The sequence below is a fragment of the Cellulophaga sp. L1A9 genome, assembly GCF_009797025.1.
In the GTDB taxonomy this organism is placed as follows: Bacteria; Bacteroidota; Bacteroidia; order Flavobacteriales; family Flavobacteriaceae; genus Cellulophaga.
The window spans coordinates 3,894,213-3,914,214 of sequence record NZ_CP047027.1 but is presented as its reverse complement, the minus strand read 5'-3'; the positions used below and the strand labels follow the sequence as shown (position 1 = coordinate 3,914,214).

The following is a 20,002-nucleotide window of genomic DNA, read 5'->3' as shown; positions in this document are numbered from 1 at the left end:
TATTTCACTATCGCTTTATAAAATCCTATTACCATTCATCGAAAAAAACCAAATTATCAGTTTCAATAAATAACTAAACCTATTCTCCATGCGTTAGTATTGGGTAAGCTTCCTAAATCAAGCCAACCTAACCTGCGATTATGGATAAATTTCTACGAATTTTAAAACCTGTAAAGGTCTATGCCAAACATGAATCTAAATCTAGAATTATAAAAGAATTAGTCGCGGATGAACTTATTTTATTCAACCGTGAAAAAAGAAGAAACCAACAGAATTGGATGGAAATTTATCTTGAAAAAGATAAAGTTGGGTACCTAAAAAAAGATAGTGATGCATTTTTTCGATGCAGTTTTGCTAGCTTGAATGACGAAATCTCTTCTGGGTTTAACTACGAATATAAAACAGAAGACGCATCTAAGATAGCTACTCTTTTTCACCAGGTAGGCACCCTTAACAAAGAACAACATACCGTAGAAACTATTGAGGTAAAAACAATAGATGATTCTGACGAGAAAAAAATAGCGCAACTACAACTAGAATACAATGCAGATATTATCAATGTTATTCCTGTAGTATTCACCAAAGAAAGCGAATTCTATGTGACCAATGACGCAGAAACTAACGACAGTTTATTTATTCAAGTAGATAACCGCTTAGGAAAAAAAGGGTATTTATTAAAAACGACCAATTATACCAATACAGAAGACAAATGGGTGACTCCTTTTGCAATCACGGTAGCCATACTTGCTGTCATAGGAATTTTTATAGCTTTTCTAGCTTCTGGATGGATTGTGATAAGCGGACTCATGTTTATAGTAGGATTTGGCGTTGCTTTTGTAGCGATAATTGTGATGCAAATACTCATCCTTATTCTTAGAGGCATCTTCAATCATATTAGAAAGCGTTTGTAAAAACAAGACCTAAAAAAACCGCAAAGCTTTCACGTTGCGGTTTGATATAATTTATGGGTTTAACTTATTAAGACACTCGCGTAATTTTTGCACCAATAGCACGTAAACGCTCGTCTATATTCTCGTAACCTCTATCTATTTGTTCTATGTTATGAATGGTAGATGTTCCTTTTGCAGATAATGCTGCAATTAATAAAGAAACTCCTGCTCTAATATCTGGAGATACCATAGTCGTTGCTTTCAATGTAGACTCAAAATTATGTCCTATAACGGTTGCTCTATGCGGATCGCAAAGAATAACCTTGGCGCCCATATCTAACAATTTATCCACAAAAAATAATCGGCTTTCAAACATTTTCTGATGCACTAAAACTTCACCTTTTGCTTGGGTTGCTACGACTAAAATAATACTCAATAAATCTGGAGTTAATCCAGGCCAAGGGGCATCTGCTATTGTTAAAATAGAACCGTCTATATAATTTTGTATTTCGTATCCATTGGTATGTGCAGGAATGTAAATATCATCGTCTTTACGTTCAATCGTAATTCCTAATTTACGGAAGACACTTGGTATTTGCCCTAAATCATCCCAACTCACATTTTTAATTGTAAGCTCACTTCTGGTCATCGCCGCAAGACCTATCCAACTACCAATCTCAATCATATCTGGAAGCATGGTATGCTGTGTTCCTCCTAAACTATCTACACCTTCAATGGTTAATAAATTAGAACCTACACCGCTAATTTTAGCTCCCATACGGTTCAGCATTTTACATAACTGCTGCAAATAAGGCTCACAAGCTGCATTGTAAATAGTAGTGGTGCCTTCTGCAAGTACCGCTGCCATAACAATATTAGCCGTACCCGTCACAGATGCTTCATCTAAAAGCATATACGTACCTTTTAGTTTTTTAGCTTCTACACCGTAAAAATGCTCTTCTTTGTTATAACGGAACTTCGCACCTAGGTTTATAAAACCTTCAAAATGTGTATCTAATCTTCTTCTTCCAATCTTATCTCCTCCTGGTTTAGGAATATATCCTTTTCCAAAACGCGCTAATAAAGGCCCAACTAACATGATAGAACCACGTAATCCACGTCCGTCTTGTTTAAATTGGTCTGATTGTAAGTAATCTAGATTAACATCATCGGCTACAAAGCTGTAAGATCCTTTTCCTTTTTTTTGGATTTTCACACCCAAATCTTCTAATAAAGCAATCAGTTTATTAACATCAATAATATCTGGAATATTATGAATAATAACAGGTTCTGCTGTTAATAATACTGCACATAGTATTTGTAGTGCTTCGTTTTTTGCACCTTGCGGTGTAATTTCACCATGAAGTTGATGACCGCCTTCTATTTTAAATGTTCCCATTTAATGTAAACTAGTATTAATAGCGTTTTTTACCGCGATTAGTATTTCTATTATTTGTGTTCTTTTTATTATTCGAGCGATTCGAGTTTTGTTTCGCCGGTCTATTTTTTAAGAATTGTCCGCTATCGGTAAGGTGTTCTCCTTCTACAGCTAAATCTATCTCACCGTCACTCAACTCATGTAAATGCTTAAAAATAATCTTATCTTCTACGGTATCTTTATTCCAGTTCAGGTAGCATTTTTTCATGTGGTTGGCAATGGCATACTCAAGACCATCGCGCTTGTCTCCTTTTTCCCAAGACATAGCCACATCAATCATTTGCTTGATATTGTTTCCGTAGAAACGATATTTAGGATAATTTTGAGGATATCCTAAAGGCTCTGGACGTTCCAAAAGCATTTCTTTTGTAGTAATTGGATACGGTGAATCTACTTTCAACTTAAAATCAGACATAATAAAAAGCTGATCCCATAATTTATGTTGAAAATCTGGAACATCTCTAAAATGAGGCTGTAAATTACCCATCACACTTATAATAGATTGTGCAACTTTATTACGTTCCTCATCATTTTCTATGCTCATAGCATAGTCTACCATTTTCTGGAAATGACGTCCGTATTCAGGAATAATAAGCTGTGGACGCTCCGTGTTGTACTCTAGATTGAATACTTCGTTATTAGCTAAATTCAAATTGAAAAGTTTTTCTTAATAATTATAAAGAGGAAAGTATGCTCTTAAAGCACGCAAAATAACAAAATTCTGTTAGATATGCTAAGATTATAAAGATATTAAACCTTCAACAGTAGCAACCTTTTTGTAATAAGCTATAATGGCATCGGCAGAATCTAAAGGTAAACTAATAGAAACACTTGTAAATTTTCCGTTTTTAGACAATTTGTTGATTACAATAGCCTCTGTATCATCAAAGGCACTTTCAATTTCTTTTACTCCCGTTCCTGCAGTAGGTACTATAAACTTATACAAATAAGTCGTGGGAAAGGTACTTGTTTTCTCAAGACGTTCTTTAAGCGTGTCGTAAAACTCTTTTTCTTTATTTGAATCCATAAAAGTCTTTTTACAAAGATAATCTGATTTTTTTGATTAATTAAATTGTGGAGTTAACAATTGCCCTTTGGTGAAAAAAATTAAAAACAGGACCATTCATAGGTACAAACCCCTCTAAGAGGAAACATTTTTAGCTGATGTGGCAATACTACATCATTTCATTACTTTTGTGCTTCTAAAAAAAATGTATTGAGCACAAAGAAAATTGTTATTGCAGGCGGACCAAGTACAGGAAAGACTTCTGTGGTAAACGGAATTGAAAAAGCTGGGTTTAAATGCTTCCATGAAATTTCTAGAGAAATAACCTTGCAAGCACGAGAAGAAGGCATAGAACAGTTATTTTTAACAGATCCTTTATTGTTTAGTCAGCGTATACTAGAAGGTAGACGATCGCAATTTAAAGACTCCGAATCTCTTACAGATCCCTTGGTTTTTTTTGATAGAGGATTGCCAGATGTTGTTGCGTATTTAGACTGTTTTGGCACGGAATACCCAAAAACATTTTCAGAAATCTGTGCAGCGCACCAGTATGATGCTATATTTTTACTTCCTCCTTGGAAAGAAATACACACTTCAGACAATGAACGCTTTGAGAATTTTGAAGAAGCCATGCAGATTCATGATGCTTTAGAAGAAGCCTACAAGAGCTTTGGTTATGACGTTATTGAAGTACCTAAAGTATCCGTAGAAAAACGAATAGCTTTTATTTTAGACCAATTAAATTTGAAGTAGTGCAGCTAAGCCCAAAAGACATTTTAAAAAAGTATTGGGGTTTTTCTGAGTTTAAAGAATCTCAAGAAGAAATTATTTCTTCCATTTTAGACAAAAAAGATGTATTAGCTTTACTACCTACTGGCGGTGGCAAATCACTCTGCTTCCAAGTTCCTGCTTTGGTAAATGACGGAATTTGCATTGTGGTTTCGCCTTTAATCGCCCTTATAAAAAATCAAGTTGATACCCTTAAAAGTAAAAACATAAAGGCAATTGCTTTAACGGGGGGTATCTCTCAAAATGAAGTCGTAGATCTGCTTGATAATTGTCTTTATGGCAATTATAAATTCCTATACCTTTCTCCTGAGCGTTTACAACAAGATTTAATTAAGGAACGCATTCAGCAAATGAATGTAAACCTTATTGCCATAGATGAGGCACACTGTATCTCTCAATGGGGAAATGATTTTAGGCCCTCTTATCTTACGTGCAGTATACTCAGAGATTTAGCACCGGACGCTCCAATCATTGCATTAACGGCAACAGCCACACCTATTGTTGCTAAAGATATTGTAGAAAATCTACACTTAAATAATCCGTTAATAAAGAAAACCTCATTTGCAAGAGATAATATTACTTTTAATGTTAGGTGGGATGAAGACAAAAATTACCAGCTGAAAGAAACACTGCGCAATAGTACTCAAAGCGGCATTGTCTATGTGCGTACGAGAAAATTAGCCAATGAATTAGCAAATTATTTAGTGGCCGAAAAGATTAGTGCTACTTTTTATCATGGCGGACTTTCCAAAGAACTAAAAGGAGAACGTTTAACCTTATGGTTAAAAGACAAGGTACAAATCATGGTGGCTACGAATGCCTTTGGAATGGGGATTGACAAACCAGATGTTAGTACGGTTATCCATTATCAAATTCCAGATAGTATAGAAAATTACTTTCAAGAGGCTGGAAGAGGTGGTAGAAACGGCAGTCCCGCAACAGCCACAGTGCTCATTAATAAAGCTGATGAAATACATGTAAAAAGACAATTTTTAAGTGGTTTGCCAACGGTTCCTTATTTAAAAACGCTTTATAATAAACTAAATAATTATTTTCAGATTTCTTTTGGAGAAAGCACCACAGAAACCTATCAATTAAATTTCAATGCTTTTTGCGCTACCTATGCTTTAAATTCTTTTCTTACCTATAATGCCTTGCGTATTCTGGACCAAAATTCGGTTATAGCATTGTCAGAATCATTCTCAAAGAAAACAAGCATCCAATTTATCGCTCCTAAAAATCATATTTTCGATTATATAGACACTTATGGTAAAATAGCGCCTGTGATTCAAATTATTCTTAGAACCTATGGCGGTATTTTTGAATACGACACGAAGATAAATACGTATGCCATTGCTAAAAAATCAGGCATTAGTGAAAAAGAAGTTGTAAAAGTATTAGAGCAATTAAAAAAAGATGAAATTATAAACTATACCGCGCAACATAATGATATAGAAGTATTGTTTCTTGTACCAAGGGAAGATGATAGAACGATTAATCTTTTTGCCAAAAAAGTAGAATTGTTAACCGCCCAGAAAACTAAAAACATAGAAGCTGTTCTTCAGTACCTAAAGAATGATACTGTTTGTAGAAGCGTACAGCTACTAGCCTACTTTGGAGAAACAAAAAAGGCCTGTGGCCGTTGTGATGTTTGTTTAAAAACGCCACCTATAGCAGTAGAAATTATTGCATTGACTAAAGAAGCAATTTTAATGCAATTACAGCTAAAACCTTTAACATCAAGAGAAATTATTAAAACCGTCTTATATAAAGAGGAAGCCATCTTTAGTGCAATACAAGCACTTTTAGAGGATGAAATAATAGAAATAACCGTGAAAAACGAATACAAAATAGCAAAAGCATGAGTAAACTACGAATAGTATTTATGGGAACCCCAGATTTTGCAGTAGGGATACTAGATACCTTAGTGCAAAATTCATATGACATAGTAGGAGTAATTACTGCTCCAGATAAACCAGCAGGTCGTGGTAGAAAACTAAACGAATCTGCTGTAAAAAAATATGCTATTGAACATAACCTAAAGGTAATGCAGCCCACCAATTTAAAGAGTGAGGAATTTCTTGACGAATTAAAAAGCTTAAAACCAAACTTGCAAATTATAGTTGCTTTTAGAATGTTACCAAAAGTGGTCTGGGAAATACCGGCATTGGGTACATTTAACCTGCACGCCTCTCTCCTACCCGATTACCGTGGTGCAGCGCCTATTAATTGGGCTATTATTAATGGTGAAACAAAAACAGGAGTGACCACCTTTTTTATAGATGATAAAATCGATACAGGAGAAATACTCTTACAATCTGAAATAGCCATTACTCCAGAAGACAACGCAGGAAGTTTGCATGATAAACTAATGAGCCTGGGCGCTGGTGTAGTTGTGGAGACAGTGAAAGCAATTGAGGCTGGCACTGTAAGTCCTAAAAAACAACCCACTACTCCTATTGAAAAAGTAGCTTATAAAATACATAAGGACACTTGTGAGATTAATTGGGATACAACTATTGATAAAATATACAACCACATTAGAGGTCTTAGTCCGTATCCGGCAGCATGGACTACCTTATATAATGGTGATGACAAACTATTTCTGAAAATTTACGATGCCACACTAGTAAAGGAGGCACATGATCTAAAACCTAAATCAATTGTTTTTGATAAAAAGACAATGAAAATTGCGGTAGCAGGTGGTTTTATTGAGCTCTTAGAAATACAGTTACCAGGAAAGAGAAAAATGAAAACCCATGAGGTATTAAATGGCTTAAAATTGAATGAAAAAGCATATGTGGGCTAAGCCCTTGCTATCACTAGTCTCGATGAAGTGTAAAAAATAGCCTACTTTATCAACAAACTGTTAGAGTTATTAACAAAAACACTGATTTCCCCTTGTTTTACTTGCGTTAACCACTTTTACTTATAAATTTGTTAGGGTATAGAAATTTTAACAACAATTAATTATTAAAATTATGAACAAAACAGAATTAATCGATGCAATGGCAGCAGATGCTGGTATCACGAAAGCAGCTGCAAAGAAAGCTTTAGAGTCTTTTTTAGGAAATGTTGAAGGTTCTCTTAAAAAAGGTGATAGAGTTTCTTTAGTAGGTTTCGGATCTTGGTCTGTATCTAAAAGAGAAGCAAGAGATGGTAGAAATCCTCAAACTGGAGCAACTATCAAAATCGCTGCTAAAAACGTTGTTAAGTTTAAAGCTGGTGCTGAATTAGCGAAAGCAGTAAACTAAAAATACTTTAGTACTATAATTAAAGCACTTCTTTTTAAGAAGTGCTTTTTTTTTATACTACACTTTGTAGGAAACTAAAAAAAATCTTACATTAGAACAACGAACCACGACTATATGATACATCTTCAACCTGAAAAGGGTAAGCTCTTAATTGCAGAACCAGCGTTGGCTGGTGATGTTTCCTTTAGTAGATCTGTTGTTTTACTCGCCGAACATGGCGAAGAGGGATCTGTAGGATTTATTTTAAATAAGCCTTTAGATTACTCTATCAGTGATTTGGTTACTGAAATAGAAGTGCCCTTTAAAGTATTTAACGGAGGCCCTGTAGAGCAGGATAATTTATATTTTATACATAAAGTACCAGAACTGATAGCCAATAGTATAGAAATATCTGATGGCATCTATTGGGGCGGAGATTTTGAGTGTATTGTAGGTCTTATCAATACCAATGCGATATCTGAAGAAGATATTCGTTTTTTCTTAGGCTATACCGGATGGTCCTCATTACAGTTAGATAAAGAACTGTCTTCAAAATCTTGGGCAATACTACCTAACAAGTATGAAAGCAGCATCATTCAGAAAGCCCCTGGAGCCTTCTGGAAGGAAAATATGTTAACTTTGGGTGGAGATTACCTTTTGTGGTCTAACACTCCTGAGAACCCTAGTTTAAACTAAATACCCGATATAATTAATGCATGTACTTCCTTCAAGGTTATTTGAAGAACGTAATGCTATTCTTTATTCTTTGAAATTACCCTAAACGCGCTGCTGCGTTTAATTTTCCTATTAAGTTTTTAGCCACAACATTTGTAAAAATCTTTTTGCGGTATTTTGTAATTGGCTGTATGCCTACAATAGCATTTGTAATAAACAATTCATCTGCTTTCTGAAGTTCAAAAGGAGAAATGGAAGCCTCTTCAAAGATATAGTCGTCTAGTTTTCCTAAAATATCAATAAGTTTCTTACGTAAAATTCCGTTTAAACACCCTTCGCTTTTTGGAGGTGTTTTAATTGTTTTCCCAGAAACAAGAAACAAATTACCATTTAACGCTTCTACCACCATTTTTTGATTGTTTAAAAGCAAGCAATTCTGGTATCCATTTTCTTTTGCAAAAATACTCCCGACTACATTTAATATTTTATTATTAGTTTTTAGTGTAGAAAGCATGTCTGGATTTACATAAAAGTCTTTAAAAAGTTCGACTTCATAAGGAGATTCATTAATAATAAAAAATGTATTCTCTAGTTTTTTAGCTTCAATGATATAAGAAATATCATTTGTCTCAGGCGCATATAAGCCTCCTTCATTCCTAAAAACGGTAAAACGTATGCGTACTGCAGAATTTTCTAAAGCATTCTGAGCAATGGTTTCTAGAATTTGCTTTTCAAGATATTCCATGGTAAAACTCATCGGTATTTCCATACGTAGAATCCGCATAGAAGCCATTAGCCTTAGATAATGATCTTCCCAGAAATAGATTTTACTATTTACAACCCTGATCGTTTCGAAAAGAGAATCGCCATAACGGAGCCCTCTATTTTCTTGATTGATAAAGTGTGATGTTGTCGGAATTAATTTTCCGTTATAATTGAGCATAAAAAAACCTTGAAAAATTTCAAGGTCAAAGATATTGTTTTATGTTAAAATAGCCTTAAGCAGAGCCTAAAACTTGTTTTAAACTAGATACTTGGTTGGTCCAAAGCATCTTAGATTCTTCAATTTCATCTTCTTCAGCAAAATCTGTAATAAATAGAGAAACATCAGAAGTAATTTCGTCTACTATAATTTTCATTTCGAAAAAACTATCGTCCTCTTCGGCTGTCCATCTAAATTTAACAAATTCCTCATTTTTCCTTTTCAACAACTTTGCTTCTTCTTCGGACTCATCCCAAATGAAAAAGAATTTTTCTCCTCTTGAATTAACGTTGTCTGCGAACCATTCAGATAATCCTGAAGGCGTTGAAATATAGGTATATAATAATTGAGGCGACGATTGTATCACAAACTCAATTTCAAATTTTACTTTATCACTCATTCTAAATAGTATTTTCGTTGAGCAATATATATATTTATATAAGATAAAAAAATTAAAAGTAGTAGAATATTTTTTTCAAAATAAATTTTGATAGGCAGGAAATTAAAGCATATATTTGCAGCCGTTAAAAAAAACATGGCGAGGTAGCTCAGTTGGTTAGAGCGTCGGATTCATAACCCGGAGGTCACGAGTTCAACTCTCGTTCTCGCTACCAGTAAACAAACGGTTTAGTTCATTCTAAACCGTTTTTTTTTGCTTTTTTTTTAGAGATATTACTTTTTAAATTCATAAATAAACGTGAGCTCCTAAAAGAGTTAACTTCATTTTTCTATTGCGATACTCACGTATTTCAGGATAAATACAAAAAGTAATGATTCTTAAAAGTAATAAATGGCTCTCTTTTAAGCTGATAAATTAAAAATTTAAGCGAAAATAAAGAGTGAAAAACAATATGCTTTTCTAAGTTTTAGCCATATATTCTTGCCAAAGTACTAAAACATATTTTTCATTATTCCTTTCTTTTATTTTCAAGAAACCAAATTCATACACAAACAAATAGACTTCTCCTTTTTGATTTTTCCAATAATGTGTAAAAAAATTAGGATCAAAACCTTTGTCAACTAACAAAGTTTCTCTTACGGTTACTTTGCCCCCTCTATTGTATTCTTTTAATATTTTACGGTTTAGCTTTAGCTGATTATCTACTTTATTAAAAAAACGTTCTGGCTGTAGTTTTGTTTGTTGGTATTGGTATGCACTTTTACACTGGGCATCACAAAATTTTTTATCTGATCTTCCTACCAGTTTTTCATCGCAATACACACATTTTTTATGCTGTTTCATTCCACAATTTAAGAGTATAATATACGCATATTATCCGATTAATAAACCACTAAGTACTTTATATCAATTAGTTTAGTATAAAAAAATGGAATTACACAAAAGCATAACATTAAAACATCTCCTTATTAATCAAAAGAAGTTTATTGGTATTCAATTTAGCACGAATAAGGTTATACAAGCGCTTATAGATACGCTACCTGACGTATCTTGGAGCCAAGAGTTTGCGATGTTTTATGTACCTAATACCACCGCTAATTTAAAATTAATATATCGTACTTTCCAAGGTGTAGCCTGGGTAAATGGTAACTTTTTCTTTTCTGACAAACTTATTAATGCAGATAATCCCATACTTAATTTAGAACGGTATAGAAGCAGAAAACCTAAAGATGGCTTTAAATATTGCCCCGAAGAATACTTATTAAAACTAGAGTTAAAAAGATACGCTGACAACACTGTACGCAACTATGTCTCTTGCTTTGAAGGGTTTATAAATTATTATTACACTATTGATCCTATTGCGCTTAATGAGATTGACGTTAGAAAATATCTACAAAAGCTAATACAGGAAGGGAAGTCTAATTCTTATATAAATATGGCTGTTAATAGTATAAAATTCTTTTATGAAATAGTCCACGGAATGCCAAATAGGTTCTATGCTATTGAAAGACCTAGAAAAGAAAGACAACTGCCCGAAGTTATATCTAAAGAAGAAGTTGTTTTAATTATGAACATACGAATACCCTAAAACACAGATGTATTATAGGTTTATTGTATTCTGCGGGACTTAGAAGAGCAGAGTTATTAAACTTAAATATTTCGGATATAGACAGTAAAAGAATGGTGGTGAAAATTAAAAATGCAAAAGGCAATAAAGATCGAATCTCTTTGTTGAGTCCAAGTATATTAAAGGATCTACAGGAATATTACAAAGAGTACCGTCCAAAAAAATACCTTTTTGAAGGGCAAAGCGGAGGCAAGTATAGTCCTACAAGTGTACTTAATTTAATTTCCAGTGCTGCCTTAAGAGCTGGCATCTTAAAAAGAGTTACACCTCATATGTTACGGCATAGTTTTGCAACACATCTCTTAGAAAATGGTACTGATATTAGGCACATTCAGCTCTTATTAGGGCATAGCTCTACGAAAACGACTGAAATTTACACGCATGTAGCCAATAGATCATTTATGGAAATAAAAGATTTACTATCTTAGGCACATAGTACAGATATACGCAATAGCGTATATCCAATTGTTGTACACCATTATGAAACAAACATTTTTCATTTACACATTTTTAGTTTGGACAAGTCTAATCTTTTGTCAAAAAAATGAAATAGATGGACTTAAAAAATATCGTGCCTACACCGAGAAAAATTTAGAATCAAACCATTGGGTATCAAAATTCACCCTTACTGACGGACTCATATCATCCCGTGAAAGCTATTTTAAAGGAGAAAAACGAAGTAGAAATGAATTCGAATATGATAAATACGGCAATAAAATCATGGAAATAAGGACTTTCGACATTAACGAAGGATTTATAAGAGACACCGTACGGATTGACCTGACTTACGTTAAAGACAGCCTGCTTACTGAAAGAAAACAACTTGGAATGCTAGAAAAATATTCGGATTTCAATGCGCAAGGTAAACCGAAAATTTTAGAAAGGACAGATGTAATATTCGACTTTCATACCGAAAAAGAGCTTTATGAATATGACAAACATGGTAATATCTCTAAAATCACCACTTACTCAGAAACTAAAAAAGATGACAAAACTATTGAAAAGCAGACTGAAATTTTAAGCTATTTGTATGACAATCGAGGCAACGAAATAGAGATAAGACGAGTATACAGCCCTGAACGAGAATTTCCAATTTATATGTTAGGCGGACCATCATTACATCCAATTGAAAATTATAGATACGTTTACAATAAAAATGGAGTTTGGACAAAGAAATTTAAAATTATCGACGGCAAAGAAAAGTTGATAAGAAAAAGAAAACTCGAAAAATAACGGTGTACAACAACGGCTATAAAACATAGCTATTACAGGCTTTCCGAGAGGTTCGTGTGTATTTGCTAAGTCGCCAAATTTTTAAATTTGGCTTTTGGGGAGAATAAGATAAAAAGAAAATTTAAAAATTCGGCTTGGGTATAAACCGAAAGTTCCGTGTTTTTTTACACGCTACGTTTCATAGCCCAAACGTTGTAAAACATTAAAAAAACTAAATATTGAATTGTATTTTAATAATTGAAGGTTCAAAATTTGATGTAAATGGTTTTTTAAAAGAAACCGGATTAAGTCCTTATGAAAAACATTTGAAAGGAGATAAAAAACCTTTTAAAAAGCTTAATAAGCCAATGAAGTATGAAACCAGTGGTTGTAGGTTTGATTTAAGTAAAGCGGATTTTAATGACTTTGAAGCGCAAAGAAACGATGTTATCCTTTTTCTAAATCAGAATTATGAAAAATTGGAAAAACTAAACGGATTCGGACTTGAAAACAAAGAGATTCCTTTAATCGGATTTGCAATTGAAAATCAAATGGCTGACTTCTGGTGTCAAACTGAATACTTGCAACCTGAATTACTCAAACTGACTGGGAATTTAAATATCGGTATTGAAATAAGCTTATATCATCCAGCAACTGATGAAAATGAAACCGAATGAAACGTTTTACAACACTATATATAGCAAATTGGGCGATTAGTGTTTAATCGAAAGGTTATTGTCTATTTGCAAAGTCGCCAAATCTTTTGATTTGGTATTAAATGAGAGAAATTAAAACAAAATACAAAAGATTTGGCTTGTGACTAAACCGAAAGTAATCGCTTATTTTCTGCCCAACTTGCCATATATTTAACGTTGTGCGCAAGCTGAAAAATCATTTTTACCAAGATTGAAAAAAGAGCCCAAATACGAAATTTTAAAATCGCTTCCACCCTATGGACCGATGTATGTTACTGTCTCAGATGATGGAATGGAAAGCTATTCGGAAGGTTATGTGGTGAAATTTTTTAAGTCCGATAGTACTGAATGGATAGCTAATTTTAAAACTGGCTGGTCTGACTTCAATTGTGTTCATTCATTTGAAAATACTGATTTAATCGTTGTAATTTCTAGTGGAACATGTTACTTAATGCATCCAGATGAGATAAAACCAAGAAATGTATTTGGAGTTGGGTATAAGTCTTTACTAGAAAAAGAAAATGGAGGGCTGATTTTGGAAGACCAAACTAACTTGACAATTATTGAAGAAAATGGAGAAATTTGGCATTCAGAACGTATCTCATTTGACGGATTTAAGGACATCAAACTGAAAGAAAATATTGTTAGTGGATTTTATTACGTGCCTACATCTGGAGATGGACAATGGACAGAGTTCTCCCTTAATCTTTTAACCAAAGAATTATTAAGCGGTAGTTCTTATATATTTAATGGAAACGAAACTAAGCCATGGTGGAAAATCTGGTAGTGGAAAAGCCAGCGCACAACACAACCTATAAACAATACGGGCTTCGGGCTTAGTCGAAAGGTTTGTGTATTTTTATGAAGTCCGCAAAATCTTTGGGATTTTGCTTTAAACAAGGAAAAGAAAAAACAAAACAAAAAGATTTCGCTATGTGCGTGGCGGAAAGCAAACGCTGGTTTGCCCCCGTACTGTTCATAGCTAAACCGTTGTACCCAATTTTGACCCGTCCTGAAATATGTATACAAAACACTTCAAGTATATGTATAAAAATGATGGATATGTAAAACGCTATAGTGAGAGCTTTAAGCTCAAAGTCTTGGCAGAACTTACCAAAGGAAACCATTCCAAAAGACAAATTGCATTAACTTACGGTATACAATCCAGTACTATAAATGTATGGATCAAAAAGTATGATCGTAAAGATTTAATGAACACCCGTGTAACCGTGCAAACAGACGATGAACTTTCCCGTATCAAAGCCCTTCAAAAAGAGCTGAAACAACTTAAGGACCTTCTTATTAAAAAGGACCTAGACAAACTGGTGACCGACAGCTATCTTGAGGTAGCCGCCGAAAACCTGGGCTATAGAGATGTTGAAGAATTAAAAAAAACTTAAACATAAAGCCTTGATGAAAGTAGCACCGATAAACCGTAATGAAAGACTGTATTCGATTGGTACTATCTGTAATGCCTTTGATCTGAAAAGAGATGCCTATTACAAATTCCAAAAACGTTTTGTTATCAAAAAACAGATAGAACAAGATGTACTCGAACTTGTTCGAAAAAGCAGAAGAACACTACCTCGAGAAGGTACCAGAAAACTCATGAGATCATTAAAAGATGAGTTTCATAAGTACCACCTTAAAGTAGGTAGAGACCAGCTGTTCCGTATCTTAAGAGAAAATCGATTGCTCATTAGAAGAAAGAAGTACTCCTCTAGAACCACCAATTCATATCACCGGTTTTACAAGTATGGTAATATTATAAAAGACTTGAAAATCAATAGACCTAATCAGGTTTGGGCATCCGATATTACCTATATCAGAACCATAAAAGGATTCTGTTACCTAGCATTGATTACAGACATGTATTCCCGTAAAATCGTTGGATACGACCTAAGTGATAGCCTAGAGCTAAAAGGGTGTGTCAGAGCTTTAAATAAGGCTATTTACAATGCTAAGAACATTGATCACCTTATTCATCACTCGGACAGAGGTATTCAATATTGCAGTAACGTCTATACCCAAATACTAAAAAGAAAGAAAATTAAAATCAGTATGACAGAAGAAAATCATTGCTATGAAAACGCCCTAGCCGAAAGGGTCAATGGTATTCTAAAAGATGAATTCTATCTTGATCAAACATTTACCAGTGTGGTCCATGCTAAAAAAGCAGCCAAAAATGCAATCAAATTATACAACTCAAAAAGATTACATTTATCTTTAGATTATAAAACACCTAATTACGTGCATCAATATGCCGCTTAAAACTAATATTAATCTGTAGCCGTATTTTAGGACGTGACATTTAAAAAATGCAAAAAACCGATGAATATATCGCTAGCAGATTAACATGGAAAGCTAAACAATATAGCCTTCCTACCGAATATTCATTTTACTTTGAAAATCTTACTCAAAAAAAGAAAGACCATTATTATGAATATATAATGGACCAAAATATTGGAATCCCGACTTTACTTTTCATACAACCCAATAGTACTAAATGGACAATTATTGGAACGCGAAAAATAGTTTGGGGAGAAAACGGACAATCGGAATCCTTATTATTTTCAAATATTAAAGAAATCAAACCTCATTCTCTTGATAGTAAAGAAAAATTCGAAAAAGCGGTTAACGGTTCTTTACCAAAAATGGAATGGAACGAATTGACTTTGACTGAAATATGATAAAGTAAGCAATGTTTATGCATTTAAAGGTTCGGACTATTTTGCTATGTGGAATATAATAAGAATGGTATGGCAGCTGAATTCAAAATAAAAACTGGGTACAACAAAACCTATAAACAATACGGGCTTTGGGCTTAATCGAAACGTTTGTGTATTTTTATGATGTCCGCAAAATCTTTGGGATTTTGCTTTAAACAAGGAAAAGAAAAAAGAAAACAAAAAGATTTTGCTATGTGCTTAGCGGAAAGTAAACGCTAGTTTGCTCCCGTACTGTTCATAGCTCCATCGTTGTAGGTAATTTAAAAAAATGAAAGAAAACGAGCTGTTAGCAATAGCAATTGACCTTTATCACAAAGAAGGTAAGGAACTTGACGCTATTCCAGCATTTAAGGAATTACTGAAAGCTTACCCGAAAAATTTAGATGGATGGACTCATTTATCGACGATTCAAAATAAAATAGCTGACTTTGATGGGGCTATAGAATCTATAAATCATGCGATTAAAATTGACCCAAATAATTCTTGGACAATTCAACAAAAGTGCACGACACTTTCTCTAATTTCAAAATTTTCTTCTGAGGGACAAATGTATTTTAATGAAAATACAAAAGAGGCATATGAAATAAAGACATTCAACTCAAAAGTAGAATTATTCCAAGATTTGAATAAATCGATTACTAAAGTAATTCAGCTTGAGGGGGGAGACGAGAAGAAAAAATATGACTATTCTTGGAAACTTGCGAATAACAAAAACAAGTTAGGTCAATTTGAAAATGCAATTGGGATACTTACCAAATTGAAAAAGCAAATACCAAAAACGATTAGCTCTTCAAAAAAAGAAAATGAAATTACTAAAATCGAAAACGGTATTACTAAAAATCTAATTGGACTCAAAAAATATGAAGAAGTCATTAAGCGATTAAAGAAATCACTAGTAAACCAAAGTGATGATTATTTTATTGGTATTCAATTAGCAGAAATTTATTCTGAAATTAACGATACAAATTCTAAGGAGAATACCTTACAAAAGGTACTACAAAATAATGACAAGAAGTTAAGAGAGAAGCCGGAGCTTGCTTTTTTAAGTAGAAAATTTGAAATACTTAAAAAGCTAAATCGGCAGGATAAAATGAAAGAGGTTATCTCAGACTTTGAACTAATTGAAAATCAAAATGAGTTTACTATAACAAGAAAAAATGAAATCAAGAAAAAGATAAACGAATACCTAGCAAAGCATGAAGAAAAGGTGGCTTTAGATAATCCAAAGCCATCAACCAATTTTGAAATTCTACCACTAACGTCCGCAGAATTGGATATTCTTAACAGAAAATATGAAAAGAGGTATACCAAATTCAAAAGTGTTTCTGTGGTTGCTTCTTTATTAGGTATTCTAGCATTATTTACACCTCCAAAAATTTGGAATTTTATAAAATATTTTGACAAAAAACAGAGCATTAGAAATTTAGAAGATGTAAACGAATATATGTTTCAGAATCCAACAATGGTTATCATAGTAATCTTATCAGTTATTGCCGTGGTTTTTTTTAGTCATTTTATTTACATCAGACCTCTAAAAAAAGACCTAAATGATAAATTGAAAACACGAGGAAAATTTAAAGTTATAAGAATCGAAAACATTAGCAAGAGAGTATCGGAAAAGTTAGATGGATTAGATACCTTACTTCACTTTGAAAAGAACAACTCTAAAATTAAAAAACACCTTTTTAAAAAAGCTGATAATCCTGAACTGATTCATGCAAAAGAAATTGTAATTGAGCAATCAAAGCACACAGGTATAATTTTTTCAGAAACGATTATAGAATAGGCCAAAATTGTATTTTTCAGAGCTATATAATGGGATAAAACTACCTACAACAAAACCTATAAACAATACGGGGTTAGGGATTTAAACGAAAGGTTTGCGTATTTTTATGAAGTCCGCAAAATCTTTTGGATTTTGCTCTAGACAGGAAAAAATAAATCAAAACCAAAAGATTTTGCTATGTGCGTGGCGGAAAGCAAACGCTAGTTTGCTCCCGTACTGTTCATAGCTCCATCGTTGTACCACATATTGACTAACCAATCGATGAAAATTAAACTACTCATTTTAGCATTCGGAATTCTGACTTTGAATTCGTGCTATTTATTTGATAATGATGCTGATAAAATCATTGGAAAGTATGAAGTATCATGGATTGACACGCCGAATACCCGAGCGGTTTGCGAACGGACTAGTTCTACTGGCTATTTAGGTCTTATTAGCGAATATGTATTTGCAGTTGGACATAACTCGGATTTTATAATTGCGAAGCAGCACCCTACAAGCGGATTTAAAAACGGTTATGAAATTGACACAACCAAAACGAATTATTTTATTATTGATATCAGAATCCAAAGCAAAGTGTTCGGACCTATGAATAAATCGAATTTTGAGAGTAAGGTTAAAGAACTAAATATTAGCGAAATTAAATTTGACCAAACTTATCCCGAAGATTTATAATAGCGGAAAAAATACGTGGTACAACAATGGTAACCGTTGCACAACTCCATAATTTATAAAATAATGGCCTTTATAACCGCCTTTTAAGGCGGTTTCATTTTTCAATTAGTTAAGTAACTGGTTATTTTTGAGGTGCTTAAACATGAGTTTTTTAGAGCATATAAGGTCTTTTTTAGAAGAATGAATAAAGACCCCATTCCTGCTCCACTTTTTACGTGTTTTTGAGTGAATTTCAGGTACTCCTGCCTGCCGGCAGGCAGGTCTTCAGATTATAGGCTATTGCTGATAGGTGCATCACCTTATTGGCTTGTTTTAAGCCTAGCGTATTTATTTTCCGTAAGCCCATAAACTGCGTTAAAGTACCAAATACGGGTTCAACTGTACTTTGGCGTTTGCCTTTCATGTATCTGCCCTGTGGACTGTGTACCCTAGCATTATTACGTCATATTCTTCTCGGTAATACGTTACACTAAACTTCTTTTCTTGGGCACTTTTCCCTAGACAACTACTGCGCATTGGGCAAGCAACACAAACATGTTTTCGTGCCCTATATTCTTTCTTTTTGTTCCTGTTCTATAATCATTAAACGCTTTAGTAAAGGGGATAATCTTTCCTTGTGGACACTGATAATAATCTTCTTCCCTATTATAAATAAAACCATCCGGACCACCTTTATAGGTCCCATGTGGAGGAATAAAACTTCTAAGTCCTTTCTGCTCTAAATAAGCATAGTTCTCGCCACTACTGTAGCCAGTGTCCGCAACACAATTTTCCCAAAACAGACCCTGTTGCCACAAACGCTTATGTAAACGTTCTACTATATCTGGTAATTGTTGATTGTCTTTTCCATCAGCATGATACGCCCGAATGTCGGTGATGACATGACTAGCCGTATCCACACTTAACTGACTCAAGTAATTAAGCTTCCGAGCCTTGCCAGGCTTTACACTAATCCGAGCATCTGGATCAGTAGGACTATAATGGGTTTTATTACTGGTATACTTCGAGCCTTTGTTTCCTGACCCTGGTCGTTGGTCTTGATCTGTACTCCATTTCTTATTTCTGCTTTGGATAGCACCTAGTTCTTTCTTGCTCGCTGTAACGATACGCTGACCTCTATCTGACTTATCGTCTTTGCTTTTACGGTGCGGTGTTTCTTTGTCCATAGAACTAAACACACGAACCTTTCGCAAATGTGCTTGCAAATCTTCTTCAGGTACTTTAAGCTCCAAAGTATCCATACTTGCATTCGCTTTTATTGGGGCCGAATCAATAGCTTGTGTATGACCACTTACCATTCCCTTTTCTATACACATACTAAGTACTTTAGTGAAAACTTCTTCAAATACTGACTCAGGAAACAACTGACGAGTCCTACTTATCGTACTGTGCCAAGGAAGCTCCTCGTCTAAATCGTAATCAATGAAATAGAGAATATCTAATCGCATAGAACAATGCTGTATTAATTTACGGTCACTGATAATATTCTCTAAATAACCAACCAAACACAACTTGAAGAACACTACCGGATCTATACTCTTCTGGCCACTGTCGCCATAGTAACTCTTGGTTTGAACATAGAGAAAATTTAAATCTAATACACCTTTTAATAAACGATAAAAATTGTCTTGAGGAACTCGTTCGCTTAAGCGAAAACTATTAAAAAGCTTTTCTTGATATGTTTTTTTGCCTTGCATCCTTAAAGTTAAGAAATCAATCAATAATTTACTTTAACACTATGTCAATTAATTGCTAACTTGTGCAACAGGCACAATGCCTAAACGTAATGCGGACTTTAGGGCAAAACCGAAAGGTCTGTGTATATTTATTGTGTCGCTAAATCTTATGGATTTAGCTTTGGACAA

The 20,002-nt window shown here is 33.9% G+C and carries 24 protein-coding genes and 1 tRNA gene; 17 read left to right on the top strand and 8 right to left on the bottom strand.

Translation table 11 applies throughout. The features are described 5' to 3' along the window. Positions 1-140: 140 nt before the first annotated feature. Positions 141-911 (top strand): hypothetical protein, encoded by a 771-nt coding sequence (locus tag GQR94_RS17230; RefSeq protein ID WP_158977436.1) that lies wholly within the window; start codon positions 141-143, stop codon positions 909-911. A 67-nt stretch (positions 912-978) separates the two neighbouring features. Here the strand turns inward: GQR94_RS17230 and murA are convergent, their stop codons facing one another. The 3 genes from murA to GQR94_RS17215 all read right to left on the bottom strand — a co-directional run bounded on the left by murA (position 979) and on the right by GQR94_RS17215 (position 3,355). After that, a complete protein-coding gene (gene murA / locus GQR94_RS17225; RefSeq protein ID WP_158977433.1) occupies positions 979-2,289 on the bottom strand; it encodes a UDP-N-acetylglucosamine 1-carboxyvinyltransferase in 1,311 nt (436 codons plus the stop codon). 16 nt (positions 2,290-2,305) lie between these two features. After that, positions 2,306-2,980: a DUF4290 domain-containing protein gene (locus tag GQR94_RS17220; RefSeq protein WP_158977430.1), complete on the bottom strand. Its 675-nt coding sequence runs from the start codon at positions 2,978-2,980 to the stop codon at positions 2,306-2,308. 87 nt (positions 2,981-3,067) lie between these two features. After that, positions 3,068-3,355, bottom strand: coding sequence for a DUF493 family protein (locus GQR94_RS17215; protein ID WP_158977427.1), 288 nt, complete (start codon positions 3,353-3,355; stop codon positions 3,068-3,070). A 189-nt stretch (positions 3,356-3,544) separates the two neighbouring features. Here GQR94_RS17215 and GQR94_RS17210 point away from each other — a divergent pair, with 189 nt between their 5' ends. From GQR94_RS17210 to GQR94_RS17190, 5 genes are all read left to right on the top strand, one after another. Further along, the gene (locus GQR94_RS17210; protein ID WP_158977424.1) at positions 3,545-4,087 is read left to right on the top strand and encodes an AAA family ATPase; all 543 of its coding nucleotides are present in this window, start codon (positions 3,545-3,547) and stop codon (positions 4,085-4,087) included. Further along, positions 4,087-5,988: an ATP-dependent DNA helicase RecQ gene (locus GQR94_RS17205; protein ID WP_158977421.1), complete on the top strand. Its 1,902-nt coding sequence runs from the start codon at positions 4,087-4,089 to the stop codon at positions 5,986-5,988. Before GQR94_RS17210 ends, GQR94_RS17205 begins: the two co-directional genes overlap by 1 nt. Further along, positions 5,985-6,932, top strand: coding sequence for a methionyl-tRNA formyltransferase (fmt, locus tag GQR94_RS17200; RefSeq protein ID WP_158977418.1), 948 nt, complete (start codon positions 5,985-5,987; stop codon positions 6,930-6,932). The genes GQR94_RS17205 and fmt overlap by 4 nt, the downstream gene beginning before the upstream one ends. 172 nt (positions 6,933-7,104) lie before the next feature. After that, the gene (locus GQR94_RS17195; protein WP_013552055.1) at positions 7,105-7,377 is read left to right on the top strand and encodes an HU family DNA-binding protein; all 273 of its coding nucleotides are present in this window, start codon (positions 7,105-7,107) and stop codon (positions 7,375-7,377) included. Between the two features lie 114 nt (positions 7,378-7,491). Beyond that, entirely contained in the window at positions 7,492-8,052 is a 561-nt protein-coding gene (locus GQR94_RS17190; RefSeq protein WP_158977415.1) for a YqgE/AlgH family protein, read from the top strand. A gap of 76 nt (positions 8,053-8,128) precedes the next feature. Here the strand turns inward: GQR94_RS17190 and GQR94_RS17185 are convergent, their stop codons facing one another. Both GQR94_RS17185 and GQR94_RS17180 read right to left on the bottom strand, forming a co-directional pair. After that, positions 8,129-8,974, bottom strand: coding sequence for an aminotransferase class IV (locus GQR94_RS17185; protein WP_158977412.1), 846 nt, complete (start codon positions 8,972-8,974; stop codon positions 8,129-8,131). Positions 8,975-9,029: 55 nt separating this feature from the next. Further along, the gene (locus GQR94_RS17180; protein WP_013552052.1) at positions 9,030-9,413 is read right to left on the bottom strand and encodes an START-like domain-containing protein; all 384 of its coding nucleotides are present in this window, start codon (positions 9,411-9,413) and stop codon (positions 9,030-9,032) included. Positions 9,414-9,550: 137 nt separating this feature from the next. Between GQR94_RS17180 and GQR94_RS17175 the strand changes: the two genes are divergently transcribed. Beyond that, positions 9,551-9,627, top strand: a tRNA-Met gene (locus GQR94_RS17175). Between the two features lie 245 nt (positions 9,628-9,872). Here the strand turns inward: GQR94_RS17175 and GQR94_RS17170 are convergent. Continuing rightward, entirely contained in the window at positions 9,873-10,256 is a 384-nt protein-coding gene (locus tag GQR94_RS17170; RefSeq protein ID WP_158977409.1) for a hypothetical protein, read from the bottom strand. 85 nt (positions 10,257-10,341) lie between these two features. On the opposite strand from GQR94_RS17170, the gene GQR94_RS22970 reads away from it, so the two are divergent. The 10 genes from GQR94_RS22970 to GQR94_RS17125 all read left to right on the top strand — a co-directional run bounded on the left by GQR94_RS22970 (position 10,342) and on the right by GQR94_RS17125 (position 18,137). Beyond that, on the top strand, positions 10,342-11,001 hold the full coding sequence (locus tag GQR94_RS22970) for a tyrosine-type recombinase/integrase (RefSeq protein ID WP_370458260.1): 660 nt from the start codon (positions 10,342-10,344) through the stop codon (positions 10,999-11,001). A gap of 23 nt (positions 11,002-11,024) precedes the next feature. After that, a complete protein-coding gene (locus GQR94_RS22965) occupies positions 11,025-11,468 on the top strand; it encodes a tyrosine-type recombinase/integrase (RefSeq protein ID WP_370458259.1) in 444 nt (147 codons plus the stop codon). A gap of 52 nt (positions 11,469-11,520) precedes the next feature. Beyond that, positions 11,521-12,273 carry a hypothetical protein gene (locus GQR94_RS17160; RefSeq protein WP_158977404.1) on the top strand — a complete coding sequence of 251 codons (753 nt, stop codon included), beginning with the start codon at positions 11,521-11,523 and terminating at the stop codon, positions 12,271-12,273. 218 nt (positions 12,274-12,491) lie between these two features. Next, complete coding sequence (locus tag GQR94_RS17155; protein ID WP_158977401.1) at positions 12,492-12,929, top strand: hypothetical protein; 438 nt, start codon at positions 12,492-12,494, stop codon at positions 12,927-12,929. A 229-nt stretch (positions 12,930-13,158) separates the two neighbouring features. After that, complete coding sequence (locus tag GQR94_RS17150; protein WP_158977398.1) at positions 13,159-13,734, top strand: hypothetical protein; 576 nt, start codon at positions 13,159-13,161, stop codon at positions 13,732-13,734. A 232-nt stretch (positions 13,735-13,966) separates the two neighbouring features. Then, positions 13,967-14,347: a transposase gene (locus GQR94_RS17145; RefSeq protein WP_233268404.1), complete on the top strand. Its 381-nt coding sequence runs from the start codon at positions 13,967-13,969 to the stop codon at positions 14,345-14,347. 13 nt (positions 14,348-14,360) lie between these two features. Beyond that, positions 14,361-15,218: an IS3 family transposase gene (locus GQR94_RS17140; RefSeq protein ID WP_158977367.1), complete on the top strand. Its 858-nt coding sequence runs from the start codon at positions 14,361-14,363 to the stop codon at positions 15,216-15,218. 47 nt (positions 15,219-15,265) lie between these two features. After that, a complete protein-coding gene (locus tag GQR94_RS17135) occupies positions 15,266-15,637 on the top strand; it encodes a hypothetical protein (RefSeq protein ID WP_158977395.1) in 372 nt (123 codons plus the stop codon). 307 nt (positions 15,638-15,944) lie between these two features. Next, the gene (locus GQR94_RS17130; protein ID WP_158977392.1) at positions 15,945-17,462 is read left to right on the top strand and encodes a lipopolysaccharide assembly protein LapB; all 1,518 of its coding nucleotides are present in this window, start codon (positions 15,945-15,947) and stop codon (positions 17,460-17,462) included. Positions 17,463-17,723: 261 nt separating this feature from the next. Continuing rightward, positions 17,724-18,137, top strand: coding sequence for a DUF3997 domain-containing protein (locus GQR94_RS17125; RefSeq protein ID WP_158977389.1), 414 nt, complete (start codon positions 17,724-17,726; stop codon positions 18,135-18,137). A 232-nt stretch (positions 18,138-18,369) separates the two neighbouring features. Here GQR94_RS17125 and GQR94_RS22710 read toward each other — a convergent pair whose 3' ends face one another. Then, positions 18,370-18,540 carry a transposase gene (locus GQR94_RS22710; RefSeq protein WP_158977302.1) on the bottom strand — a complete coding sequence of 57 codons (171 nt, stop codon included), beginning with the start codon at positions 18,538-18,540 and terminating at the stop codon, positions 18,370-18,372. Between the two features lie 94 nt (positions 18,541-18,634). Beyond that, positions 18,635-19,834 carry a transposase gene (locus tag GQR94_RS17115; protein ID WP_158977382.1) on the bottom strand — a complete coding sequence of 400 codons (1,200 nt, stop codon included), beginning with the start codon at positions 19,832-19,834 and terminating at the stop codon, positions 18,635-18,637. Between the last annotated feature and the right edge of the window lie 168 nt (positions 19,835-20,002).

Excerpts from the sequence above, each read along its gene's own strand:
- GQR94_RS17230 (WP_158977436.1), top strand. The coding sequence starts at position 141 with ATGGATAAATTTCTACGAATTTTAAAACCTGTAAAGGTCTATGCCAAA.
- murA (WP_158977433.1), bottom strand. The coding sequence starts at position 2,289 with ATGGGAACATTTAAAATAGAAGGCGGTCATCAACTTCATGGTGAAATT.
- GQR94_RS17215 (WP_158977427.1), bottom strand. The coding sequence starts at position 3,355 with ATGGATTCAAATAAAGAAAAAGAGTTTTACGACACGCTTAAAGAACGT.
- fmt (WP_158977418.1), top strand. The coding sequence starts at position 5,985 with ATGAGTAAACTACGAATAGTATTTATGGGAACCCCAGATTTTGCAGTA.
- GQR94_RS17195 (WP_013552055.1), top strand. The coding sequence starts at position 7,105 with ATGAACAAAACAGAATTAATCGATGCAATGGCAGCAGATGCTGGTATC.
- GQR94_RS17190 (WP_158977415.1), top strand. The coding sequence starts at position 7,492 with ATGATACATCTTCAACCTGAAAAGGGTAAGCTCTTAATTGCAGAACCA.
- GQR94_RS17185 (WP_158977412.1), bottom strand. The coding sequence starts at position 8,974 with ATGCTCAATTATAACGGAAAATTAATTCCGACAACATCACACTTTATC.
- GQR94_RS17180 (WP_013552052.1), bottom strand. The coding sequence starts at position 9,413 with ATGAGTGATAAAGTAAAATTTGAAATTGAGTTTGTGATACAATCGTCG.
- GQR94_RS17170 (WP_158977409.1), bottom strand. The coding sequence starts at position 10,256 with ATGAAACAGCATAAAAAATGTGTGTATTGCGATGAAAAACTGGTAGGA.
- GQR94_RS22970 (WP_370458260.1), top strand. The coding sequence starts at position 10,342 with ATGGAATTACACAAAAGCATAACATTAAAACATCTCCTTATTAATCAA.
- GQR94_RS17160 (WP_158977404.1), top strand. The coding sequence starts at position 11,521 with ATGAAACAAACATTTTTCATTTACACATTTTTAGTTTGGACAAGTCTA.
- GQR94_RS17145 (WP_233268404.1), top strand. The coding sequence starts at position 13,967 with ATGTATACAAAACACTTCAAGTATATGTATAAAAATGATGGATATGTA.
- GQR94_RS17140 (WP_158977367.1), top strand. The coding sequence starts at position 14,361 with ATGAAAGTAGCACCGATAAACCGTAATGAAAGACTGTATTCGATTGGT.
- GQR94_RS17135 (WP_158977395.1), top strand. The coding sequence starts at position 15,266 with ATGCAAAAAACCGATGAATATATCGCTAGCAGATTAACATGGAAAGCT.
- GQR94_RS17130 (WP_158977392.1), top strand. The coding sequence starts at position 15,945 with ATGAAAGAAAACGAGCTGTTAGCAATAGCAATTGACCTTTATCACAAA.
- GQR94_RS17125 (WP_158977389.1), top strand. The coding sequence starts at position 17,724 with ATGAAAATTAAACTACTCATTTTAGCATTCGGAATTCTGACTTTGAAT.
- GQR94_RS22710 (WP_158977302.1), bottom strand. The coding sequence starts at position 18,540 with ATGAAAGGCAAACGCCAAAGTACAGTTGAACCCGTATTTGGTACTTTA.
- GQR94_RS17115 (WP_158977382.1), bottom strand. The coding sequence starts at position 19,834 with ATGCAAGGCAAAAAAACATATCAAGAAAAGCTTTTTAATAGTTTTCGC.